The organism is Streptomyces sp. NPDC101393, from assembly GCF_044767385.1.
In the GTDB taxonomy this organism is placed as follows: Bacteria; Actinomycetota; Actinomycetes; order Streptomycetales; family Streptomycetaceae; genus Streptomyces.
This window is the reverse complement of sequence record NZ_JBIWNU010000002.1, coordinates 443,029-463,491: the sequence shown is the minus strand read 5'-3', so window position 1 is coordinate 463,491 and position 20,463 is coordinate 443,029. Positions and strand designations below refer to the sequence as shown.

The following is a 20,463-nucleotide window of genomic DNA, read 5'->3' as shown; positions in this document are numbered from 1 at the left end:
CTTCATGCCCGCTGAATTCCCCCTCCGCCCCACCCTGCAAAAGGGCGCGCTGGCCGTCTACCCCACGCACACCCCCGGTTCGCAGCCGACCCGGCTCATCGTCTTCCAGTTCAACCCCGACACGATGAAGCGCACCCTCGCGCACCGCGCCGCCCCGCCGCCCGCGGCCGGGACCGCCGGGCCCGCCAAGGAGGACGTGCTGAGGGTCGCCGGGCCGCCCGTGGAGACCATCGGCATGACGGTCGATATGCACGCCGCCGACCAGCTCGCCGAGCCCGACCGGAACGCCGCCGTCGCGGAACACGGTCTGCACCCCGCGCTCGCCACCCTCGAACTGCTCATGTATCCGCCGACGCTTGAGGCCGGAAAGATCGAGGAGCAGGCCGCCCGAGGCCAGGTTCAGGTCAGTCCGGCCGACCTGCCGCTGATCCTGCTCGTGTGGGGCAAGTCCCGGGTGGTGCCGGTCAAGCTCACCAGCTTCGCGGTCTCCGAGGAGGGCTTCGACACCCGCCTCAATCCGATCGCGGCGAAGGTCGAGCTGGCCATGCAGGTGCTGACATACATGGAGTTCACCGACTCCAGCCTCGGCCGCGATGCCTTCATCGCGTACCAGAAGGCCAAGGAGAGCCTGGCCGCCGCGCACCTGCCGGGCAGCAACCTCACCGGCATCCGCAACCTGCTGCCGCACTGATCGCAACGACGGAGTCCGCACACCATGTTCTTCAAGGGCAGCCGCTACGAGCACGTCCCGGAGCACACGTTCACCGATCCCTCGGGCCGGGTGATCCGCTACAAGACCGCGCGCTTCATCCCCGACACGCCGGCCTTCATCGGCCACCGGGTCGTCGACGGGGAGCGGCTCGATCACCTCGCCTGGCAGCACTATCGCGATCCGGAGCGCTTCTGGCGCATCGGCGATGCCAACCGCGCGCTGTGGCCGCCCGACCTGCTCCAGGAAGCGGCGATCCTGCTCATCCCGCCCTCGGAGGGGTGAGCGATGGCTCCGCAGGTGACCTACAGCCTCACCCTCAACGGCGCACCGGCCCCGCCGTCCCTCCTGGGCGCGGTGCAGCGGATCGAGGTCGAGGACCACGCCGCGATGGCGGACATGCTGCGACTCAGGCTCGCCGTCGGCGTACGTGAGGACGGCAGCGGCTGGACGCTGCTCGACGAGGGACTGTTCACCCGCCTGGCCGGCATCGGGCTCTCCGTCACCGTGGGCAGCGGGCCGGCCGTGCCGCTGATCAGCGCATACGTGGTGGAGGTCGACACGACCTTCTCGACGGGCGGCGACGCCTCGGTGCTCACCGTCGTCGCCATGGACCCCACGGTGCTGATGCACCTGGAGGAAAAGGTGCGGGTCTGGCCGAACATGATGGACTCCGACGTCGCCTCCGCCATCTTCTCCGACGCGGCCTACCACTTCACCCCCGTGGTCGAGTCGACCCGGTGGTCGCGGCAGGAGAACGACCACGTACTGACCCAACGCGGCAGCGACATCCAGTTCCTGCAGCAGCTCGCCGACCGCAACGGCTACGAGTGCTTCGTCGAGACGGGCGCCTCCGGCGAGGTCGAGGGGCACTTTCACCCACCCCGCCACGATGCCCGGCCGCAGGGCACGCTGACCGTCAACATGGGCTCGGCCACCAATGTGAATTCCTTCCGCGCCAGGTTCGACATGCTCGGTCCGGCCGTTGCCCAGGCGGCGACCATCGACCCCGACGACGCGTCCGCACAGTCCGGCCAGGCCCAAGACCCGGGCCACACCGACGGGATGGGCCAGACTCCCGCCACTCCCGCGGAACGCCCGCGCAAGCTGCTGCTCAGCGGACTCGGCATGGCGCAGTCCGGGGAGGTGCAGCGCTATGCGCAGGCGGTCGTGGACCGCTCCTCCTGGTCGGTGGTGGCGGAGGGCGAACTGAGCACGGTCGCCTACGGAGGCGTACTCAAGGCCAAGCGGCCCGTCATGGTGCGGGGCGTCGGGAGGCAGTTCAGCGGCCGCTACTACATCGAGCGGGTGCTGCACACCTTCACCGGCGACGGTGCGTACACCCAGCGTTTCACGCTGCGCCGCAACGCCATGGGCCTCACCGGACAGGAGAACTTTCGCCTTGTCGACTCGTTGATCAATTGACTGGGCGGACCACATCCCTGTGAAGTTCCGATGAGCGAAGGTGCCCCATGACCACCCCCACTCGCGTCGCCGCCCCGCAAGGGAAGCAGCAGGGCGGCTCACACCAGCATCTCGGCAAGTTCCGCGGCTCGGTGACGGACAACAAGGACCCCCGGAACCAGGGGCGGATCCGCGCGCGGGTCCCCGAGGTGCTCGGCGAGGCGGAGAGCGGCTGGGCCCTGCCCTGCGTGGCGTACGCGGGCAACAAGTCCGGTTCCTTCGCCTGTCCGCCCATCGGTGCGGGCGTGTGGTTGGAGTTCGAAGCGGGCGACGTCTCCCGGCCCATCTGGACGGGGTGCTGGTGGGGCAGTAATCAGCAGCCCGCCGATGAGACAGGTACGGCGGCCACGCCTGACGTCAAGGTCACCCGCAGTGAGGAGGGGCTCGTACTGGCACTGCACGACGACACCCGGACCATCGCGATCAGTGACTCCGACGGCGCCAATCTGCTGCGGATCGAGGTGCGGCAGGGAAAGGTGACGCTGAAGGCGGCCACCAAGATCGTGGTGGATGCGCCGGCCATCGAACTCGCCGCGGGCGCGGCACATCCCGGAGTGTTCGGCGATCAGCTCCAGCGGTACCTCGCCCAGCTCGTCCAGGGGTTCAACTTCCATATGCACCCGGGCCAGGCCACCGCGCTGGGCCCGGTCACCCCGGCCCCGCCGGCACCCCAACTCGCGCCCCCCACCCCGGACCTGCTCTCCAGGACCGTAAAGCTCGGCTGACCCCGGGGCCGGCTGAGCCGACCTGGAGCCGACCCAGATCTGACACAGAGCGGAAATCAGACAAGCGGTGGAGACGACCATGAACCGGGCCGGGGGCGACTACCTCGACTTTCCGTACCACATCGACGGGCGCGGACGCACCGCGCTCACCGACGAGGACGACCACATCCGCGACCTCGTCCACCAAGTGCTCTTCACCAACCCCGGAGAGCGGGTCAACCGCCCCGACTTCGGCTGCGGGCTCGGCCAGCTGGTCTTCATGCCGGCCGGCGACTCCCTGGCCGCGGTCACCCAGTTCCTGGTGCAGGGGGCGCTGACCCGCTGGCTGGACGATGTCATCGCCGTACACCGCGTCGACGTCGTCCCCGAAGACACCACGCTCACCGTCAACGTCGTGTTCAGCAAGCGCAGCACGGGCGAGCAGCGTGATGAGCGTTTCCTGTCCCCATGGCGGGTGTGAGGGCTCGTGGTGAGATGCGACCGACGATGAACGCCGATTCCGCCACCCGGCTCCTGGAACTCCTTGGCCCCGGCTGCCGCGACCAAGGACGCCGGACCTTGCTGCTCCGGCAGGCCGCCGCCCTCGGTGACGAGGCGCTCAACGGCGTCGACTTCGTGGAGTACGAGCGGATCGAGCCGCCGGCGGGGTCGCCTGCCGGCGCCGAGCCGCGGCATGTGCTGCATGTGCACTGGCTGGCCGAGCTTCCCGCCGATGTGTACGGACTCCTCACCCGGACCGACTGGCTGCACGTGCACGGCGGCACCCGTATCACCGGGATCGGCGTCCTGCGTGCGGCCCGCGACACCGCCCGCGACCACGTCCTCGACGTCGAGGTCGACAGGCAGGGCGACTTCTCGCCCTATCTGCTGTCCGTGGGCTGGCTGCGCGACGACGACGGCTGGCGCCATGAACCGCAGCGGGTTGACCGGCTGTTCTCGGTGGCGCCGGTGAACTTCCGGCCGGGGTGCCCGGTGGACTTCGACTGCGCACCGCCCGCGCCCGGACCGCGTGCCGCGCCCGCGGAGCCCGCCCTCGACTACCTTGCCAAGGACTACGCCGGCTTCCGGCAGCTGCTGTGGGACCTGGTCGCCCAGCGCAACCCCCGGTGGACCGAACGCAGCCCGGCGGACCTGGGCATCACCCTGCTGGAGCTGTTCGCGTACGAGGCCGACCAGCTCAGCTATTTCCAGGATGCCGTCGCCAACGAGGCCTTCCTCGACACCGCGCGTCAGCGGGTCTCCGCCAAGCGCCATGCGCGGCTCGTCGACTACCTGATGCACGACGGTCGCAACGCATGGACCTATGCGCACCTCACCGTGGAGACGGCCGGCACCCTGCCCGCCGGTACCCAACTGCTCACCCGCATCCCCGAACGGCTGCACACCGATCACGGCCCCGCCGGGTTTACGAAGCCCACCCGCCCCCTCACTTCGGCCGGAACCCTGCTCGCCCCCGGGGATTTGGCCTATCGGACCGATCCCGCACTCACGCAGGTGCGCGTCTTCGAGACGGCGACCAGCACACGGCTCGACCCGCTTCACCACGCACTGCACCTGCACACCTGGGGCAACGAACACTGCGTCCTCGCGCCCGGAGCGACCACCGTGCATCTGTACGGGGTCGACGCGCACGATGTGGCGGTGCGCCCGCGGCTCGCGCCGGGCGATCTCCTGCTGCTGGAGGAGGTGAAGCGGCCGGGCGGGCACGACCGGGCCGCCGATCCCGCCCACCGTGTGGTCGTACGGATCGAGAAGGTGTCCCCCGGCCCGTCCGTGGACGCCTTCGACCCCGAAACCGTGCGGATGCGGGACCCGTTGTTCGGCGCCGTCGTCGATCCGGTGACCAAGGAACCCGTGCCGCGGACCGGGGCGGAGCCCGCTCTTCCGCTGCTGGAGGTGACCTGGAGCGCCGCGGACGCGCCGGGTTTCGCGCTGTGCCTGTCCGCGGTCCTCGACGACGGCACGACGCTGCGCGATGTCTCGGTGGCCCGGGGGAACGTCGTCGCCGCCGACCACGGCCGTACGGTGCGGGAGCAGTGCGTATGGGCACCGCCCCTGGGCGGGGAGCGGCCGCTGCGAATGCGGCTGAACGAAGCGCCGCTCACCTTCCAGTGCGAACCTGCCCGGTACGACCCATCCGCCCAGCGTGACGCCGATGTGCCGCCGCCCGGATCTCCGCAGGTGCGGGAGCGTCCCGGCCTCCGGTGCGACGTCATGGACGCCAAGCCCGCCGTGGCCGTACGGACCTGGCGCGGCGCGGAGCCCACCGACTGGTTGCCGGTGCCCGACCTGCTGTCCAGTGGTGAGTTCGACACCCACTTCGTGGCCGATGTGGACGGCGAGGGCCGCGCGGTGCTGCGCTTCGGGGACGGCCAGTACGGCGCGATCCCGCTCGGTGCGGACCGGGCCGAACTCCGGTACCGGGTCGGCAACGGGCACAGCGGCGACATCGGAGCGGACGCCCTCGCCCATCTCGTCGTCCCGCATCTGGAACCGATGGTCCCGGCTCCGGCGGACTGGCCCGTCGTCACGGGCGTGCGCAATCCGCTGCCGGCCCACCCCGGAACCGATGCCGAAACGATCGAGCAGGTCCGGCAGTACGCCCCGGCTGCGTTCCGGACCGGCCTGCTGCGAGCAGTCACCGAGCAGGACTACCGTGACGCGGCCCTCTCCCTCGACGGCGTCAGAGATGCGGTGGCCGCCTTCCGCTGGACCGGGAGTTGGTACACGGCGTGCGTCGGGATCGCCCCGGACGACCCGCGGCACGTCCTCACCGACGCGCGGGGCGCCACCTCCCTCGACCCCGCGTTCCGCAGCCGGGTGCATGCAGGCCTCAGCCGCTTCCGCCTCGCCGGATACGACCTGGAGATCCGCTCCGCACGCTACGTGCCCCTGGACCTGACTCTGCAACTGTGCGCCGCACCGGGCTACTTCCGCGGTGACGTGGCACACGCCGTGACGCTGGCCCTCGGCGCGGGGCCGGGGCCGGGCGGCGCACCAGGCCTCTTCCACCCCGCCGCTGTCGCCTTCGGACAGCCGGTCCATCTCAGCCGCGTCTATGCCGCGGCGGCCTCCGTCGAGGGCGTGCAGTCGGTCACCGTCACCGGGCTCAAACGGCACGGTCGACCGCCGGCCGGGGAGCTGGAGAGCGGAACGCTGCCCATCGGCCCCTGGGAAATCGCACGGCTCGACAACGACCCCAGTGCCATGGAGAACGGCACCCTGACCCTCACCGCTGGAGGCGGCTCGTGAGCGACGACGCCAGCCAGTGCTGCACGGCGTGTGACGCCGGTGCCCCGTTGCGGGCGGACAATCGCCCCGGGCTGTCGGCTGTCGCCTACCGGAGCGGCACCTTCAGCACCTTCCGGCAGGAGATCCTCGACCGGCTCGCCGATGTACCGGCCCTGGCGGACCTGACCTCGCGGGCGGCGGACGACCACACCGTTACCGCGGTCGAACTGTGGGCGGCGGTCGCCGATGTGCTGACGTTCTATCAGGAGCGGCTGGTCAACGAGGCCTTCCTCGGAACGGCGGTGCTACGCGACTCGGTGGCACGGCTGGTCCGGCTCATCGGCTACGAGCTGCGCCCCGGAACCGCGGCCACCACCCGCCTCGCCTTCACCCTGGAACCGGGCACGACCGCCGTGATTCCGGCCGGAACCCGGGTGCAGAGCGTCCCGGCAGAGGGCGAGAAGCCACAGAAGTTCGAGACGCTGGAGGAGGTGACCGCGGACGCCAGGCTCAACCGGTTGCGGCTCACCGGGGCTCCGCGCCCGGCGCACCCGACGGGGGACGGGAGCCTCGGCGCGAGCGCCGCCCCCGACGCCGAAGGAGTGCGCGCCGTCGCCGCGCTCACCCCGGGGGACAAGGTGCTCGTCTACGCCGGCAAAGAGGTTCAGGTACTGACGGTTACGCAGGTGAGGGCGCAGCAGGACCAGGAGGACATGGTCAGGGTGGAATGGACCCCCGCGATCAAGGGCGCGCATTACCTGGAAGCCCACCACGGTCGCAGCGCCGCGTCCCGTGCCTACCGGCTGGGCCGGTCCTTTCACCTTTTCGGCCACGACGCGCCCCGTGCGGTGGTGGTGCCGGTGGGTGCCAGGAGATTCGTGCGGCTGGTGGAGGCCGTCACCGACTTCACCTTGCACGGTGACGGCACGGACGGCCTCCATATCTCGCTCGACGGCCGGTACGACGGTCTCGGCCCCGGTTCCCTGCTGCTCGCGGTGGCCGGGCTGACCGACCCGGTGGTGATCCCCTTCCGCGTCAAGAATGTTGCCGAGCGCCATGTGAAACGCAGGGCGACAAGGGGCACTCGCTCCGTGGATGCCCACCACGGCACCGTGATGCAACTGAAACTCAGCCCGCTGATTCCCGGACTGGGACTGGACAAGCTGCTGCCCTCGGGAAAGGGCGACATCCGCGACGTGGTGCTCCATGAACTGCTCGATCCGCCGCTACGTTTCTGGCCGTTCGGGCACGCCCCGGTCGGCACCGATGAGGTGTATCTGCCGGGGGTGCCGGCAGGGCCGTCCGCCGTCGAGGTCGGACGTACGGTCGTCAAGGGCGTGGCGCGGCCGGGGACCGTGCTCAGCCTCGACGACGTCCCTCCGGGGCGTTCCGTGGTCCTCACCGACGGGAAGGGGCGGCTGCCGATCGGCGCGACCGTCGTCACGGCGTCGATCGTCGGTCCAGAAGGACAGATCATCGGGCCGGAAGGGACGGCGGTCGCCCCGCAGAAGGTTCCGCCACGCGTCTTCCTGCGCATCGGCCTCCGGCCTGCCACCACCGCCACCCTCGACCCGGACACCGCGGTACTGCTGGGCAATACCGCCCCCGCGAGCCATGGGGAGACGATCCGCGAGGAGGTGCTCGGCGACGGTGACGCCGCCGTCCCCTTCCAGCGGTTCCGGCTCGCCAAGAACCCGGTCACCCATCTGCCCGCAGCGGTGCCCGGTGGCGTCGCCTCCTCGCTCCGGGTGTTCGTCGCCGGCGTGCGCTGGACCGAGCGGCCCACCCTGTACGGCGCCACCGCGAACGACCAGGTCTATACCACCCGTATCGCCGCGGACGGAGCGCTGACCGTGCAGTTCGGGGACGGCACCACCGGCGCGCGGCCGCCGACCGGCCGGGCAAACATCGTCGCCCGCTACCGTCAAGGCCTGGGTGAGCAAGGGCGGGTGGCGGCCGGCCGACTGGCGACCCTCCTGGACCGGCCCACCGGCGTCAAGGGCGCCGTCAACCCCGTGGCGGCGGACGGCGGGGTCGACCCTGAGCCCCATGGGCGGGCCCGCGAATCCGCTGCCGCCACCGTGCGCACCTTCGGCCGGGCCGTCTCGCTGCGCGACTTCGAGGACGGCGCGCTGACGGCCGGTGACGTGGCGAAATCGACCGCCACCTGGGTGTGGACCAGCCGCCGCCGCGCGGTTCATCTCACCGTCGCCGGGCCCGGCGGGGCGTGGTTCTCCCCCGAGGGGCTGGCCCGTATCGCCGACACTTTCGCGGCGGAGCGCGACCCGAATCACCCCCTGCTCCTCGCCAACCATGTGGCGGTCGACGTGCGCGCCGACGCCACACTGGCCGTCGACGAGCGATACCACGCGGACGACGTGCGCGAGGCCGCCCGCGCGGCGTTGCTACGTCACCTCTCCTTCGAGGAGCGGAGCTTCGCCCAGCCGGTATACCTCAGCGAGGTGTACCGGGTCCTCCAGGAAGTGCCGGGCGTCGTCTCCGTGGACGTACACCTCCTCGACCTCAAGAGCGAGGACCCGGGCCTTCGCGCGGCGCACGGTCTCGGGCCCGGCGCCCCGCAGCCGCAACCCCGCCTGCTCATGCTGCCGGCCAGGCCCTCGGGGACGCCGGGCATCGTGCTCCCCGCCGAACTGGCCGGCGTCGGGACACCCGAGCAGGACATCGTGCTGCGCACCACCGGAGGAGCCGACCGATGACCACCGCCGCCGGGCCCGACCCCGACCGTCTGCTGAAGCTGCTCCCGGCGCTGTACCGGATCGCGGACGACGATCACGGTGAACTGGCCGCCCTGCTCGCCCTGGTCACCGAACAGGCTGACGCCCTGCACGCCGACGTCCGGCAGCTCTGGGACGACTACTTCGTCGAGACCTGCCGGCCCTGGGCGGTCCCCTACATCGGCGCACTCGTCGGCAGCAGCCCGCTGCACGACCCCGGACTGGCCTCGGCCGAACGCACCGCCCGTGTGCTCTTCCCCGACCTCGCCGGTCCCGGCCTGGCACCGCCCAGCGCGATCCGCACCCGCGCGGACGTCGCCCGGACGATCCACCACCGCCGGCGCAAGGGCACTCCCGCGATGCTGGAGGAGCTGGCTCGCGACATCACCGGCTGGGACGCCCGGGTGCTGGAGTTCCGCGAACTGCTGGACTGGAACCAGCACATGGAGCATCTGCGACCCGCCGCCCACGGCTGCCTCGACCTGCGCCGGGTGGACGCCGGAGACCGGACCGGCGGCCCGTGGGACACCTCCGCGCACACCGTGGACGTCCGCCCGGCAGCGGAGTGGCACGGCTGGTACGGGATCCACCGCCTCGGACTGTTCCTCTGGCGGCTCGGCTCGTACGGGATGCGGCGGGTGACACCGCGTCCGATCGCCGCCAAGCCCTGGTTTCTGGCCTTCAGCCCGCTCGGGCAGGACATCCCGCTGTTCTCGGCAGGCCGCCGCGAAGTGGACCGGACGACCGAACCGACCGTCCAGGGACCGATCCGGGCCGCCGCCTTCCTGGAAGACCTGCGACAGCGGCCCCACGGGGAATCGATCACGCAGTACTACGGCGATCCTGACACCACCGACGGCAGCCTGGTGGTGTTCGCCGACGGCAAGCCCGTCCCCGCCGCCGAGGTGCGGTGCACCCACCTCGGCGGTCCGGACGCGGACCCGGGCACGCACCCCCAGTGGTCACCGGCCCACCAGCCGGACGGCACCGTCATCGGGATCGACGTCACCCGTGGACGGCTGCTGGTGCCGCGCGGCCGCAGCGGGCAGCGGATCACCGTCTCCTACCACTACGGCTTCAGCGCGGCCATGGGCGGTGGCCCCTACCAGCGGGGAAAGTGGCTGGTGCCCGCCGCCGCCCCGCTGCGGGTGAGCGGCGGCGGCGACAATCTGAACGCAGCGATCACCGCCCGCCCCCCGACATCGCCCACCGTCATCGAGATCACCGACAATGCCGGCTACCGACTCGACGCCGCACTGACCCTCAGGGCGGGCGAGTCGCTCACCGTCCAGGCGGCCAACGGTGTCCGGCCCCATCTGCTGCCGGACAACGGCGTCGTCACCCTCCACACGGCGGGGGCCGGCTGCTCGCTCACCCTTGGCGGTCTGCTCATCGAGGGCGGCATCCACGTTGCCGACGACCTGCGAAGGCTCCGGCTGCTGCACTCCACCCTGGTGCCGGGCCGCTCTGTCTGCGGCCCCGCCCCGGCCGGACCGTCCGGGCCCAGCCTGACCGTCGCATCGACCAAGGCCGACGCGGCGGTCAACACCGGCCTGGAGGTCCAGATCGCGTTCAGTATCGTCGGCGCGCTGCGACTGCCCCCGGGGATCACCGGGCTCTGGGTGCTCGACTCCGTCGTCCAGGGAGTTCTCAGGCACGGCGTGCCGCCCGGCGTCGCCATCAGCGACAGCGCCGGAACCAGCGGCCCGCCGGCCCACCTCGAACGGTCGACGGTCCTGGGCAGCTGCGCCTTCCGGAAACTGCCGCTGGCCAGCGAGTGCCTGTTCACCGGAACGGTCACCGTCGATCGGCGACAGCAGGGCTGTGTGCGCTTCAGTCATGTTCCCCGCGGCTCGAAGACCCCGCAGCAGTACCGCTGTCAGCCGGCGCTGGCCACCGCCCTGGAAACCGAGCGGCGCGAACGGCGGGCGGCTGCGGGGAAGTTGACGCTGTCCCCCGGCTGGCAGACGGCCGTGGCGGACGAGGCGGCCACCCGGCTCGCCCCCGCCTTCGAGTCCGAGCGCTACGGCAGTCCAGGCTTCGGCCAACTCCGGCGCACCTGCCCGCCGGAGATCTTCCGGGGAGCCGAAGAGGGCTCGGAGATGGGCGCCTTCCGCGTGCTCCAGCAGCCCCACCGGGAAGACAACCTGCGACTGCGCCTCGACGAATACCTGCCGGTGGGCATGGAGACCGCCGTCATCCATGTGACCTGACGTACTGCCGACCGCGTACTGCCTACTCCCGAAGGAGCCACGAGACCATGGGCGGCGACCACTCCCGGTTGACCTTTGACCCGGCGAAGGGGTTCAGCGGTGTCCACAAACAGCAAGGGCGGGTGACCCTCGACGCCGACTTCAACGAGTTCGAGGAGATCCTCGACCGTCGCGGCCGCGCCACGGCGTACGACACCCTGGGCCAGGCGGTGTACCCGTCGTCCACCACCCCGGACGGCTTCAGGATCGACACGGCCGCCGACGGCCAACTGACCATCGGGCCCGGCCGGATGTACGTCGACGGCATCCTCGTCGAGTGCTTCGGCCCACCCGCCGCATGCGACGGCCCGTCCGCGACTTCACCCGTCGCCTACGACCCCCACCTCGGCGGCATCCAGGGCAAGGACCCGCTGCGCTACGGCCAACAGCCGTTCGGCTACCACCCCGGCTACCCGGCACCGTCCCACACCACCGGCGCGGTGAGCCTGGTCTATCTCGATGTATGGCAGCGCGAGGTGACGGTCTACGAGGACGACGCGCTGCGTGAGCCCGCCCTCGGCGGACCGGACACCGCGACCCGGGTGCAGACCGCGTGGCAGGTCAAGTCCGTGCCCGAGACCGCCGACTGGGACGCGCTGACCGCCCCCTCCACCGGGCGGCTCTGTACCCGTACCAAGCCGGTGGCGCCCGAGCCGGGACCGTGCGTGATCACGCCGGTCGAGGGCTACACCGGCCTGGAGAACCGGCTCTACCGCGTCGAGATCAGCCGGACCGGGACGCTGAGCGGTGCCACCGCGGGCCGGGCCCAGTTCAGATGGTCGCGGGACAACGCCTCGCTCGGCGCCCCCGTGCTGGCCGTCCGGACGCTTGCCGCCCCCTCCGCCAACGGGGCCAAGTCCATCGTCACGGTGGACTCCACCGGGCCCGACGCCTGGCTGCGCTTCGAGCCGGGTGACCAGGTGGAACTCCTCGACGACCAGGTGGAATACGCCTGCCGGGAACGCGGAACCGGCGGCACCATGGCGCGGGTGGTCGAGGTCAGGCACACCACCGGAGAGATCCACGTCGATGTGTCCCTCCCGAACGCCACCGCGGACACGACGAAGCACCCAAGGCTGCGCCGCTGGGATGTCGCCACGCCCGGGGACGCCGCGGTCCGCGAGGTACAGGCCGGAACCGCCCTCGACCTGGAGGACGGGATCACCGTCACCTTCAGCGGCACGGGAAGCCCCGCGGACACCGGCACCCTGCACGCCGGCGACTTCTGGGTCTTCGCGGCGCGCACCGCCGACGGCACCGTCGAGCAGCTGAGGAAGGCGCCGCCGCGAGGCATCCTCCACCACTTCGCCAAGCTCGCCACGGTCACCACCGGAAAGCCGGCGAAGACCGTGGACCTCCGGGTGCCCTGGCCGTCCCCGGCCGCGCACGGCGAAGGCTGCTGCACCGCGGTCGTCCACCCAGGTGAGGACATCCAGAAGGCGATCGACCTGCTGGAGTCCATGGGGGAGGGCGGTGGCTGCGTCTGCCTCACGGCTGGCGAACACCGGGTCACCGAGGAGCTGCGGATCCGGCGGGGGAACATCACCCTGCACGGCGAGGCACCCTGGGTCACCGTGCGGAAGACCGGCGGCACGGCGCTGGTCCTGGACATCGCCTCCGACGGCGGCGATCTGCGCAACGTCACCGTCCAGGGCCTCTCCTTCCTGGCGCCGGGCGGGGACAGTGCCGATCCGATGCTCCGGCTGTCGGGGGTCACCGGCGGGCGCGTCGCCGAATGCGCGCTGACCCTGACGGGCGAGCGGCCGGACCCGCGCGCCGGAAACACGGGCATCGTCCTGGACCAGGTCACCGACTACGCCGTGCAGTCGTGCGTCCTCACCGGCCTCCCCAACGGCATCGCGGGCACGGCCTGCGAACGGATCACCGTTGCCGACAACGTGCTGCTCGGACCATCCGGCGCCTCCCGTGAGGAACGGTTCGGCGCCGTCTCGCACGGCGCCCTGGGCATCGGCTTTCTCGGGGCCGGCAACGTCCCCGATGTGGCGGGCATGCAGATCGAACGCAACGACGTCAGCCATTACCGGCGCGGCATCCAGTTGGGCACAGCGGCCGACGACCGCCGCGGGGTACGAGGCGGTGGGCAGGACACCGACCACACAGGGGTGGCGGACGGTTGCCGGATCACCGCCAACAACGTCACACGGGCGGGCCACGACCGACTCCGGTCCAGGGGGAGCGTCCTCTACTTCGCGATCGCCGCGCACACGGCCCGCTGCGAGATCACCGACAACACGACCGTCATGGCCATCCCGGCCGACTGCGGGATCATCGCCGACGGCAGGGACGCACGGGTCGCGCGCAATCGGTTGCTCAGCGGCGTCGCGTTGGAAGAGGACGGCACGCTGCCCTCGGTGTTGCCGTACGGCGTGGTGGCCTACGTCCCGCGGGGCGCGGCCATGGACTGCACGGTGCGGAGCAATCTCTTCAAGGGTCCCCAGCAGGCGGTGCGCATCGGCGGCGGACCGCAGCGCCTGTGGCCGGCCGGTCAGGGACCGGCGCGCGGCGCACCGCATCGTGCGCAGGTCCTTGAGAACCGCGTCATCGCGCCGGACCAAGGGTCCGGGTGGCACATGGGCTCGGAGGCGGCGGAGATCCTGGCCCTCGTCGTCAGGGCCGCGGCCATCATCGTCGACGGCGTCCCGCACTCGCGCATCGCGGACAACGACATCGTGCACGCCGTCCTCGGGGTGCTGAGCCGCGGCGCGGTGGGCGGCGCCGTGTCCGGCAACCGCCTGTCGCATGTGCTGGTCGGCGCGGTGTCGGTCGCGGGGCAGCGGTCGGAGGTGAACGGCAATCATGTGGAAGGCGCGCACGGGGCCGCTGTCGTCCTGGTCGGAGGAGCGCGCAATACCGCCGCGCACAACGAGGTGCGCGATTGCGGTGCGGGCATCGCCTGTGTCAGCGGCAGCTCGACCAGGGTCCTGGACAATGCCGTCCACCGGGCCGGCGTCGGTGTCGGTCTGGCCTTTGAGACGGACGCGGAGGTCCGCGGAAATCTCGTCGAGGACGCGTCGATGGGCGGCATCATCTCCGGCGTGGCGCTGCACGGTCTGACACTCGCTCACAATCGCACCCTGCGCTGCGGCCGCGGCCGCAGCACCATCCCCACCCGCCGAGGTTTCCGCCCCCTCCCGTTCAATGGGCAAGGCGACAGCAGAGACTGCGGGACCGGCATTTCCGCGCTGGGCACGCTCGGCACCGTCACCCTCGAATCCTGCCAGGTGATCGACACCGGGGAGAAAGCGCCGGAGGACGAGCCCTTGCCCAAGCCCGTGCAAGAGCCCATGGAGGTGCGGATGGACGAGCCGAGGGAAGAGCCGAGGGAAGAGCCCCGCAGCGCGGTCCGGTACGGAATCCTCGTCGTCGACGCGGGCAGCGCCCGCGTCAGCGGCTGCGAGGTGTCCATCCGTCCGCAGCCGCCCCAGTCTTCCTTCGTCCCGGCCGCGCGTTCCCGTGCCCTGCGCGTCACCACCACCTTCACGAAGGTCATCGGCGGGACCCCGGCGGCACCCCAAGAGGTCGAGGAGCCTCCGTTCGCGGATATCACCGACAACCTCTTCGAACAGTCGGCCGGGAAGCTCATCGAGGTCGCCGCGTGCCGAGGGGAGCGCGGGGCGGGAGAGGTGATGTTCGCGATGAACCGCTGCGTGAATCTCTCCCCCAGAGCCGGCAAGGACGCGGCCGTCCAGCTTGCCGGTGCTCACGTGACCGTCACCGGTAACCGTGTCGCCGCGGCCACCCGGCAGGTATCCCTCGAAGTTTTCGCCCCAGCAGGGGTGTCGGCCGTCGGGAACATCGTCAGCTCGCCCCCGCAGATCTCAGCCGGCTCGCAGATGCCCCAACCCTTCGAGACCTTCAACAACATCTGGCCCTGATGAGGTGCTTGCCCATGAACCTTTCCCCCTACGAAGAGCTGCTGCCCCTGCTCTCCGGTCTCGCTCGTATCCTGCGCTGCCCGCAGAGCGACGGCCCGGCAGAAGGCGAGGCGCAGGAACTGACCGTGCGTACCTTCGCGGCCCACGAGAGGCTCCAGGCCACCGAAGCCGATGTCGCCGACGAGGCCGCAGCCGATATGGCCGCGATCGTCCACGCCGCTTGCGCCTCGATGCCGAGAGCGCGGGTGCGTTGAAGGAATCCGGCCGGATCGAATCCGGGTGAGGAAGGAGGTCCCAGCACCAGGCCGGCGAGTGCTACCGGCTGTGTGTGAAGGCCGGGGCGCAGTCTTCCGGCGCGGCCCTCCGTGGGGACCGATGCCGGGCCGGGCACGGCATCGCGGCGGGAAAGGGTGTGGCGCGCGGAGCGACCCCATGAAGTTCGTGGACACGAGTGCCGTCTCATTCGTCGTCTCAAGGAGGGGGGCAGTGGTAGGAATTACTCATGAAGGGTCTTTATGGCCGAAAGGGCGCTCGCCTCGCCGCCTGCTTGCCTGTCCCGTTGCCGGCCGAAGGGCAGCGGCAGACGCCAGCCCGCGGGCGCCGATCCTGCATCAGGACGAGCCGGACCGGCATCGGAAGCATCTCCCGGCGGCACCACCTGCCTCCGGGAGCATCTGGAGCAATGGGAGGAGCGGCAGCATCGGGAGGCTCGCGGGGGTGAGCGGAGAAGCGAGCAGGAGAACCTCGCTGCGCGCCCTTCTGAACCCGCGCAGTGCCGCCGCGCAGGTCTTCGCGCTCCAGGCGCTGATCGTGATCCTGCTGATCGCGGCCGCGGTGACGGCCTTGTGGATCCAGGCGGACCGGGACAGCCGGCGGCAGTCCGAGCGCGAGGTGCTGTCCGTGTCCGAGGCGATCGCCAACGCTCCGGGCATGGTCGCGGCGTTGGAGAGCAAGGACCCTACGGCGGTGCTGCAGCCCCGCATCGAAGCGGCCCGGAAGAGGTCCGGCGTCGACGTCATCGTGGTGATGGACACCAAGGGGATTCGCTATACGCACCCTGACCCCTCACGCATCGGCAAGAAGTTCGTCGGCACCATCGGGCCGTCGCTGGCCGGCCGCACCACCATCGAGAAGGCGGCAGGCCCCGTGGCCGCGGGGAAGGAGGCCACGACCGTACAGGCGGTGGTCCCGGTGCACGGGCCGGGCGGTTCGGTCATCGGCCTGGTGTCCGCCGGGATCACGGTCGAAAACGTGGCCGACCTGGTGCAGGAGCAGTTGCCGATTCTCCTCGGCGCCGGTGCGGCCGCGCTTGCCCTGTCGACCGCCGGTACGGCCCTGGTGGCCCGGCGGCTGCGCCGGCAGACGCACGGTCTGGGCCCGGCGGAGATGACGCGGATGTACGAGCATCACGACGCCGTGCTGCACGCCGTACGCGAGGGTGTTCTGATCTTTGACGCCGGCCCACGGCTGCTGCTGGCCAACGACGAGGCGCGACGGCTCCTGGACCTGCCCGCGGACGCCGAGCAGCGACCGGTGGAGGAGCTGGAGCTCGACGCGGAGACGACCCGGCTGCTGGCGGCGGATGACACGGTCACGGACGAGGTGCATCTGGCCGGCGACCGGCTGCTGGCCGTGAACAAACGGCCCACCGCGCCGCACGGCGGGCCGCCCGGCAGCGTGGTGACGTTGCGGGACACCACGGAGCTGGCGGCGGTCTCGGGGCGTGCCCAAGTGGCCCGGGAGCGGCTGAAGCTGCTGTACGAGTCGGGAGTCCGGATCGGAACGACGCTGGACGTGGTGCGCACGGCGGAGGAACTGGCGGAGGTGGCGGTCCCGCGCTTCGCCGACATCGTCGCCGTGGATCTGCTCGATTCCGTGGTCGGCGGGCACGAACCCGAGAGAGACGAAGTGCGGCACCAGATGCGGCGCACGGCGATGGCGGGTGGGCCGGAGACCGCATGGCCGCTGTACGCGGTGGGAAATCTGATCACGTTCGTGCAGGCGACGCCGCAGATGCGGGCCCTGGAGCAGGGACGAGCCGTGCTGGAGGCCGATCTGCGGCAGGCGGTGGGCTGGCAGGAGCAGGACCCGGACCGGACCCGGGCAGCCCTGGAGCACGGACTGCATTCGCTGATGACGGTGCCGCTGCAGGCACGGGGCGTGGCGCTGGGCATGGCCACCTTCTGGCGCAAGGGGGATTCGCCCTCGTTCGAGGAAGGGGACCTTCCGTTCGCTGAGGAGCTCGCGGCACGGGCCGCGGTGTGCATCGACAACGCACGGCGGTTCATGCGGGAGCGTGAGACCGCGGTGACGCTGCAGCGGAGTCTCCTGCCGCGGGGACTGCCGAAGCACGGTGCCTTGGACGTGGCCTGGCGGTATCTGCCCGCCGAGGCGGGGGTGGGCGGCGACTGGTTCGACGTCATCCCGCTGTCCGGAGCACGGGTGGCACTGGTGGTCGGCGACGTGGTCGGTCACGGGTTGCACGCGGCAGCGACGATGGGCCGGCTGCGCACCGCGGTGCACAACTTCTCCGCCCTGGACCTTCCCGTGGACGAGCTGCTGGGGCACTTGGACGAATTGGTCAGCCGTATCGACAGTGAAGAGGAGAACATCGGTGACGGGGGCACCGGCGACGCCCCGGACGGTCAGGAAAGCGAGGGGATCACCGGAGCGACCTGTCTGTACGCGATCTATGACGAGGTGACGGGAGTGTGCACGGTCGCTCGGGCCGGCCACCCGGGCCCGGCGGTCGTCCAGCCGGACGGCACCGTCACGTTTCCGGACGTGCCGGCCTCCCTGCCGCTCGGGGTGGGCGGCCACCCCTTCGAGATGACGGAGCTGCGCCTGTCCGAAGGCTCGCAACTGGTGCTGTACACGGACGGGCTCGTGCAGGACCGCAACAGGGACATCGACACCGGGATGCAGCTGCTGCGCGCGGCGCTGGAGGCGGAGGCGGGGCGCAGCGCGGAGGAGACGTGCCAGGCGGTGCTGGACGCGACGCTGCCCGCGCACCCCTCCGACGACATCGCTCTGCTGGTGGCGCACACCCGCTTGCTCGCGCCGTCGAAGGTGGCGAGCTGGGACGTCCCGCCGGATCCGGCGGCGGTGGCGACGGTGCGTGCGGAGTGCGGCGCGCAACTGGGCGAGTGGGGGCTGGAGGAGATCGGGTTCGCCACGGAGCTGATCCTGAGTGAGCTGATCACGAACGCGATCCGTTACGGGGCTCCGCCGATCAGGGTGCGGTTGCTGCGCGACCGCAGCCTGATCTGCGAGGTGTCGGACGGCAGTGGCACCTCACCGCGCCTGCGCCGGGCGACGACCACGGATGAGGGCGGCCGTGGACTGTTCCTGGTGGCGCAGTTCGCGCGGAGGTGGGGGACCCGGTACACCTCGGGCGGCAAGGTCATCTGGACCGAACAGCCCCTGCACAACGGCGTGCCCGACGACCGCTCGGGTGACGCGGTGGCCGATGCCCTCCTCGCCCAGTTCGACGACACCGACTCCTGAACCGCCTCTCTGTGAGAGGCGGTATGTCGTGGCGTTTGCCGCGTCTTCTCGCCCTCAGGAAATGCGGTTGAGACAGGGGGAGTTGGGTCCGTTGGCCCGCCCCCGGCCCGCGCACCGCACCCCTTTCATTCGTACCGCTGGGGTCGTCCTTCGCTCTCGGGATCCGGTCGACGGGCCCCGGCCGACGCGTCGGCGTCGGTATCCATGTCGGGATGCCTCTCCTGATGCCTCTCCTGATGCCTTTCCTGGTGCCTCGCCTGAGGGGTGTCGGGATGGCGAGGGCAGCGGTCGGCGTGGGGCCATGGCACGAACGTCCCGTCCTCGCTTTCCACCAGCAGCTGCCTCTCGCGTGCGACCACTCCGCGTGGCCGCAGTCCGATCAGGCTCGCCGTCGTGTAGGCGGCACTGAGGCCGGCGAGGTCGTGGACGATGCCGATCCTGAACAGGGAGTGGGTCTCGGCGATGGCTTCGTGGTCGCCTGCCCGGATGATGACGCGCAGATCGGGGGCGAGGGCACGGGCGGCGACCGACACCGAGATGTTGTCCAGATCGTCGGAGGCGACGGCCGCCATGGCCTGGGCCGAGTGCAGGCTGAGCCTGCGGAGCACGTACCTGTCGGTGGCGTCGGCGATGAGGACGGGGATGCCGAGTGCTCTGGCCAGTCGGAGGTTCGGTGCCGCGGGATCGCGTTCGACCGCGATCACGCCGACGCCGAGGTCCTGCAGCCGGGTGCACAGCCGCAGCCCCACCTGCCCGAGACCGACCACCACCACGTGGCCCGCCCGGGGGAGCGCCCGGGGACCCACCATGCCGATCGAGCGCGGGGCCAGCAGACGTTCGACCATGCCGGCGGTGAACACGGCGGTGAAAACGATGGTGATGAGCATGGCGAGGCCGGCGAACACCAGGTAGCCGGTGGAGCCGTGCGCCGACGCGGGGCCGACCGTGGACACCGTTCGTACCGCTTCGAAGAAGGCTTCCGCAGGGGGCCGATGACGGAAGGTCACCGACCAGGTCCAGTCCGCCGCCAGCAGGGCGAAGAGCCCGGCAAGGCCGGTCAGCATGATCCGTGAGCTGCCGTCGTGCGGGCGCAGCTGCCCCTTGATCTTCCCCAGCAGGGCGCGGTACCGCAGGGAGCGAGGCGGGCGGTACGGCTCCAGGCGCACGGTGCCCTCCGCCCAGCGGGCGCCGGTATGCCCCGAGGGTGTCCGGTTGACGGCCAGCAGGTCGGGTTGGAGGCAGGCAGCCAGCAGCCCCGGAGCGGCAACGTCGCCCGGCGAGGTGACCTGACAGTTCGGGACCACCCGCACGAGCTGTTCGGCCACCGTCCGGTCGAAGACCGTCACCACCATCGTGACGTGGGGACGGATGTGCTCGACCGCGAGCGCATAGCGCAGCGACGCGGCGTCGTTGTCCAGCAGAATCGCGACGCCTGCCACCTCCTGGCCCACCCGCGCCCGGTCCAGTGCATGGCGCAGTGCGTCATCCGTGGGCTGTGTCAGGTGGCGCACGAGGTGCCCCGCCGACTGAAGGAAGCCGCAGACCCGGCGCGCCTCGTCGTTGCCGATCACGACGAAGTACCGCCCTGGTGCTCCGCACGCGGCGCCGAGGTCCGGGGAACCCTGCGCGGGCGAGGGCTGGCCGGCGGCGCCGTCGCGGCACCGCTCAGATATCGAAGGTGCAGTCATCGGAGCGGTAGGGATCGCAGTCGAGGCACCGGAGGGCCGCGCAGCCACCGCAGGGGGCGAGCGCCCGGCCGCAGTGGCAGGTGGGGGCACTCGGATCACCGGATTCCGGGTCCGGGGCCGGTCGGCGGCGGAGGGTGCCCATACCCGGGCCGGGCCGCTTCTGTGCAGCACACATCGGTCTGCTCCCATCGAATGGTGGCGCCATGGGCGTGGTCTCGGAGCGCCCCGGCCCGCAACCGGGTGCGCCTGGCGCGCC

General features: G+C 71.2%; 12 protein-coding genes. 11 read left to right on the top strand and 1 reads right to left on the bottom strand.

The features are described from left to right. Window positions 1–4: 4 nt before the first annotated feature. From ACIRQ7_RS07595 to ACIRQ7_RS07545, 11 genes are all read left to right on the top strand, one after another. Window positions 5–691, top strand: coding sequence for a hypothetical protein (locus ACIRQ7_RS07595; protein WP_404260733.1), 687 nt, complete (start codon window positions 5–7; stop codon window positions 689–691). 24 nt (window positions 692–715) lie between these two features. Further along, on the top strand, window positions 716–994 hold the full coding sequence (locus ACIRQ7_RS07590) for a LysM domain-containing protein (protein WP_404260731.1): 279 nt from the start codon (window positions 716–718) through the stop codon (window positions 992–994). Window positions 995–997: 3 nt separating this feature from the next. Further along, window positions 998–2,134, top strand: coding sequence for a phage late control D family protein (locus tag ACIRQ7_RS07585; protein ID WP_404260730.1), 1,137 nt, complete (start codon window positions 998–1,000; stop codon window positions 2,132–2,134). Window positions 2,135–2,181: 47 nt separating this feature from the next. Beyond that, window positions 2,182–2,898 carry a phage baseplate assembly protein V gene (locus tag ACIRQ7_RS07580; protein WP_404260728.1) on the top strand — a complete coding sequence of 239 codons (717 nt, stop codon included), beginning with the start codon at window positions 2,182–2,184 and terminating at the stop codon, window positions 2,896–2,898. Between the two features lie 79 nt (window positions 2,899–2,977). Further along, complete coding sequence (locus tag ACIRQ7_RS07575; protein ID WP_404260727.1) at window positions 2,978–3,358, top strand: GPW/gp25 family protein; 381 nt, start codon at window positions 2,978–2,980, stop codon at window positions 3,356–3,358. Between the two features lie 26 nt (window positions 3,359–3,384). Beyond that, a complete protein-coding gene (locus ACIRQ7_RS07570; protein ID WP_404260725.1) occupies window positions 3,385–6,150 on the top strand; it encodes a hypothetical protein in 2,766 nt (921 codons plus the stop codon). Beyond that, window positions 6,147–8,846 (top strand): hypothetical protein, encoded by a 2,700-nt coding sequence (locus ACIRQ7_RS07565; protein ID WP_404260723.1) that lies wholly within the window; start codon window positions 6,147–6,149, stop codon window positions 8,844–8,846. The genes ACIRQ7_RS07570 and ACIRQ7_RS07565 overlap by 4 nt, the downstream gene beginning before the upstream one ends. Next, complete coding sequence (locus ACIRQ7_RS07560; RefSeq protein ID WP_404260721.1) at window positions 8,843–11,077, top strand: hypothetical protein; 2,235 nt, start codon at window positions 8,843–8,845, stop codon at window positions 11,075–11,077. Before ACIRQ7_RS07565 ends, ACIRQ7_RS07560 begins: the two co-directional genes overlap by 4 nt. Window positions 11,078–11,124: 47 nt before the next feature. Continuing rightward, the gene (locus ACIRQ7_RS07555; protein ID WP_404260720.1) at window positions 11,125–15,012 is read left to right on the top strand and encodes a DUF6519 domain-containing protein; all 3,888 of its coding nucleotides are present in this window, start codon (window positions 11,125–11,127) and stop codon (window positions 15,010–15,012) included. 14 nt (window positions 15,013–15,026) lie between these two features. Next, entirely contained in the window at window positions 15,027–15,266 is a 240-nt protein-coding gene (locus tag ACIRQ7_RS07550; RefSeq protein WP_404260718.1) for a hypothetical protein, read from the top strand. 463 nt (window positions 15,267–15,729) lie between these two features. Then, on the top strand, window positions 15,730–18,519 hold the full coding sequence (locus tag ACIRQ7_RS07545; protein WP_404260716.1) for a SpoIIE family protein phosphatase: 2,790 nt from the start codon (window positions 15,730–15,732) through the stop codon (window positions 18,517–18,519). A 125-nt stretch (window positions 18,520–18,644) separates the two neighbouring features. Here the strand turns inward: ACIRQ7_RS07545 and ACIRQ7_RS07540 are convergent, their stop codons facing one another. After that, on the bottom strand, window positions 18,645–20,207 hold the full coding sequence (locus tag ACIRQ7_RS07540) for an NAD(P)-binding protein (RefSeq protein ID WP_404260714.1): 1,563 nt from the start codon (window positions 20,205–20,207) through the stop codon (window positions 18,645–18,647). Window positions 20,208–20,463: the final 256 nt, after the last annotated feature.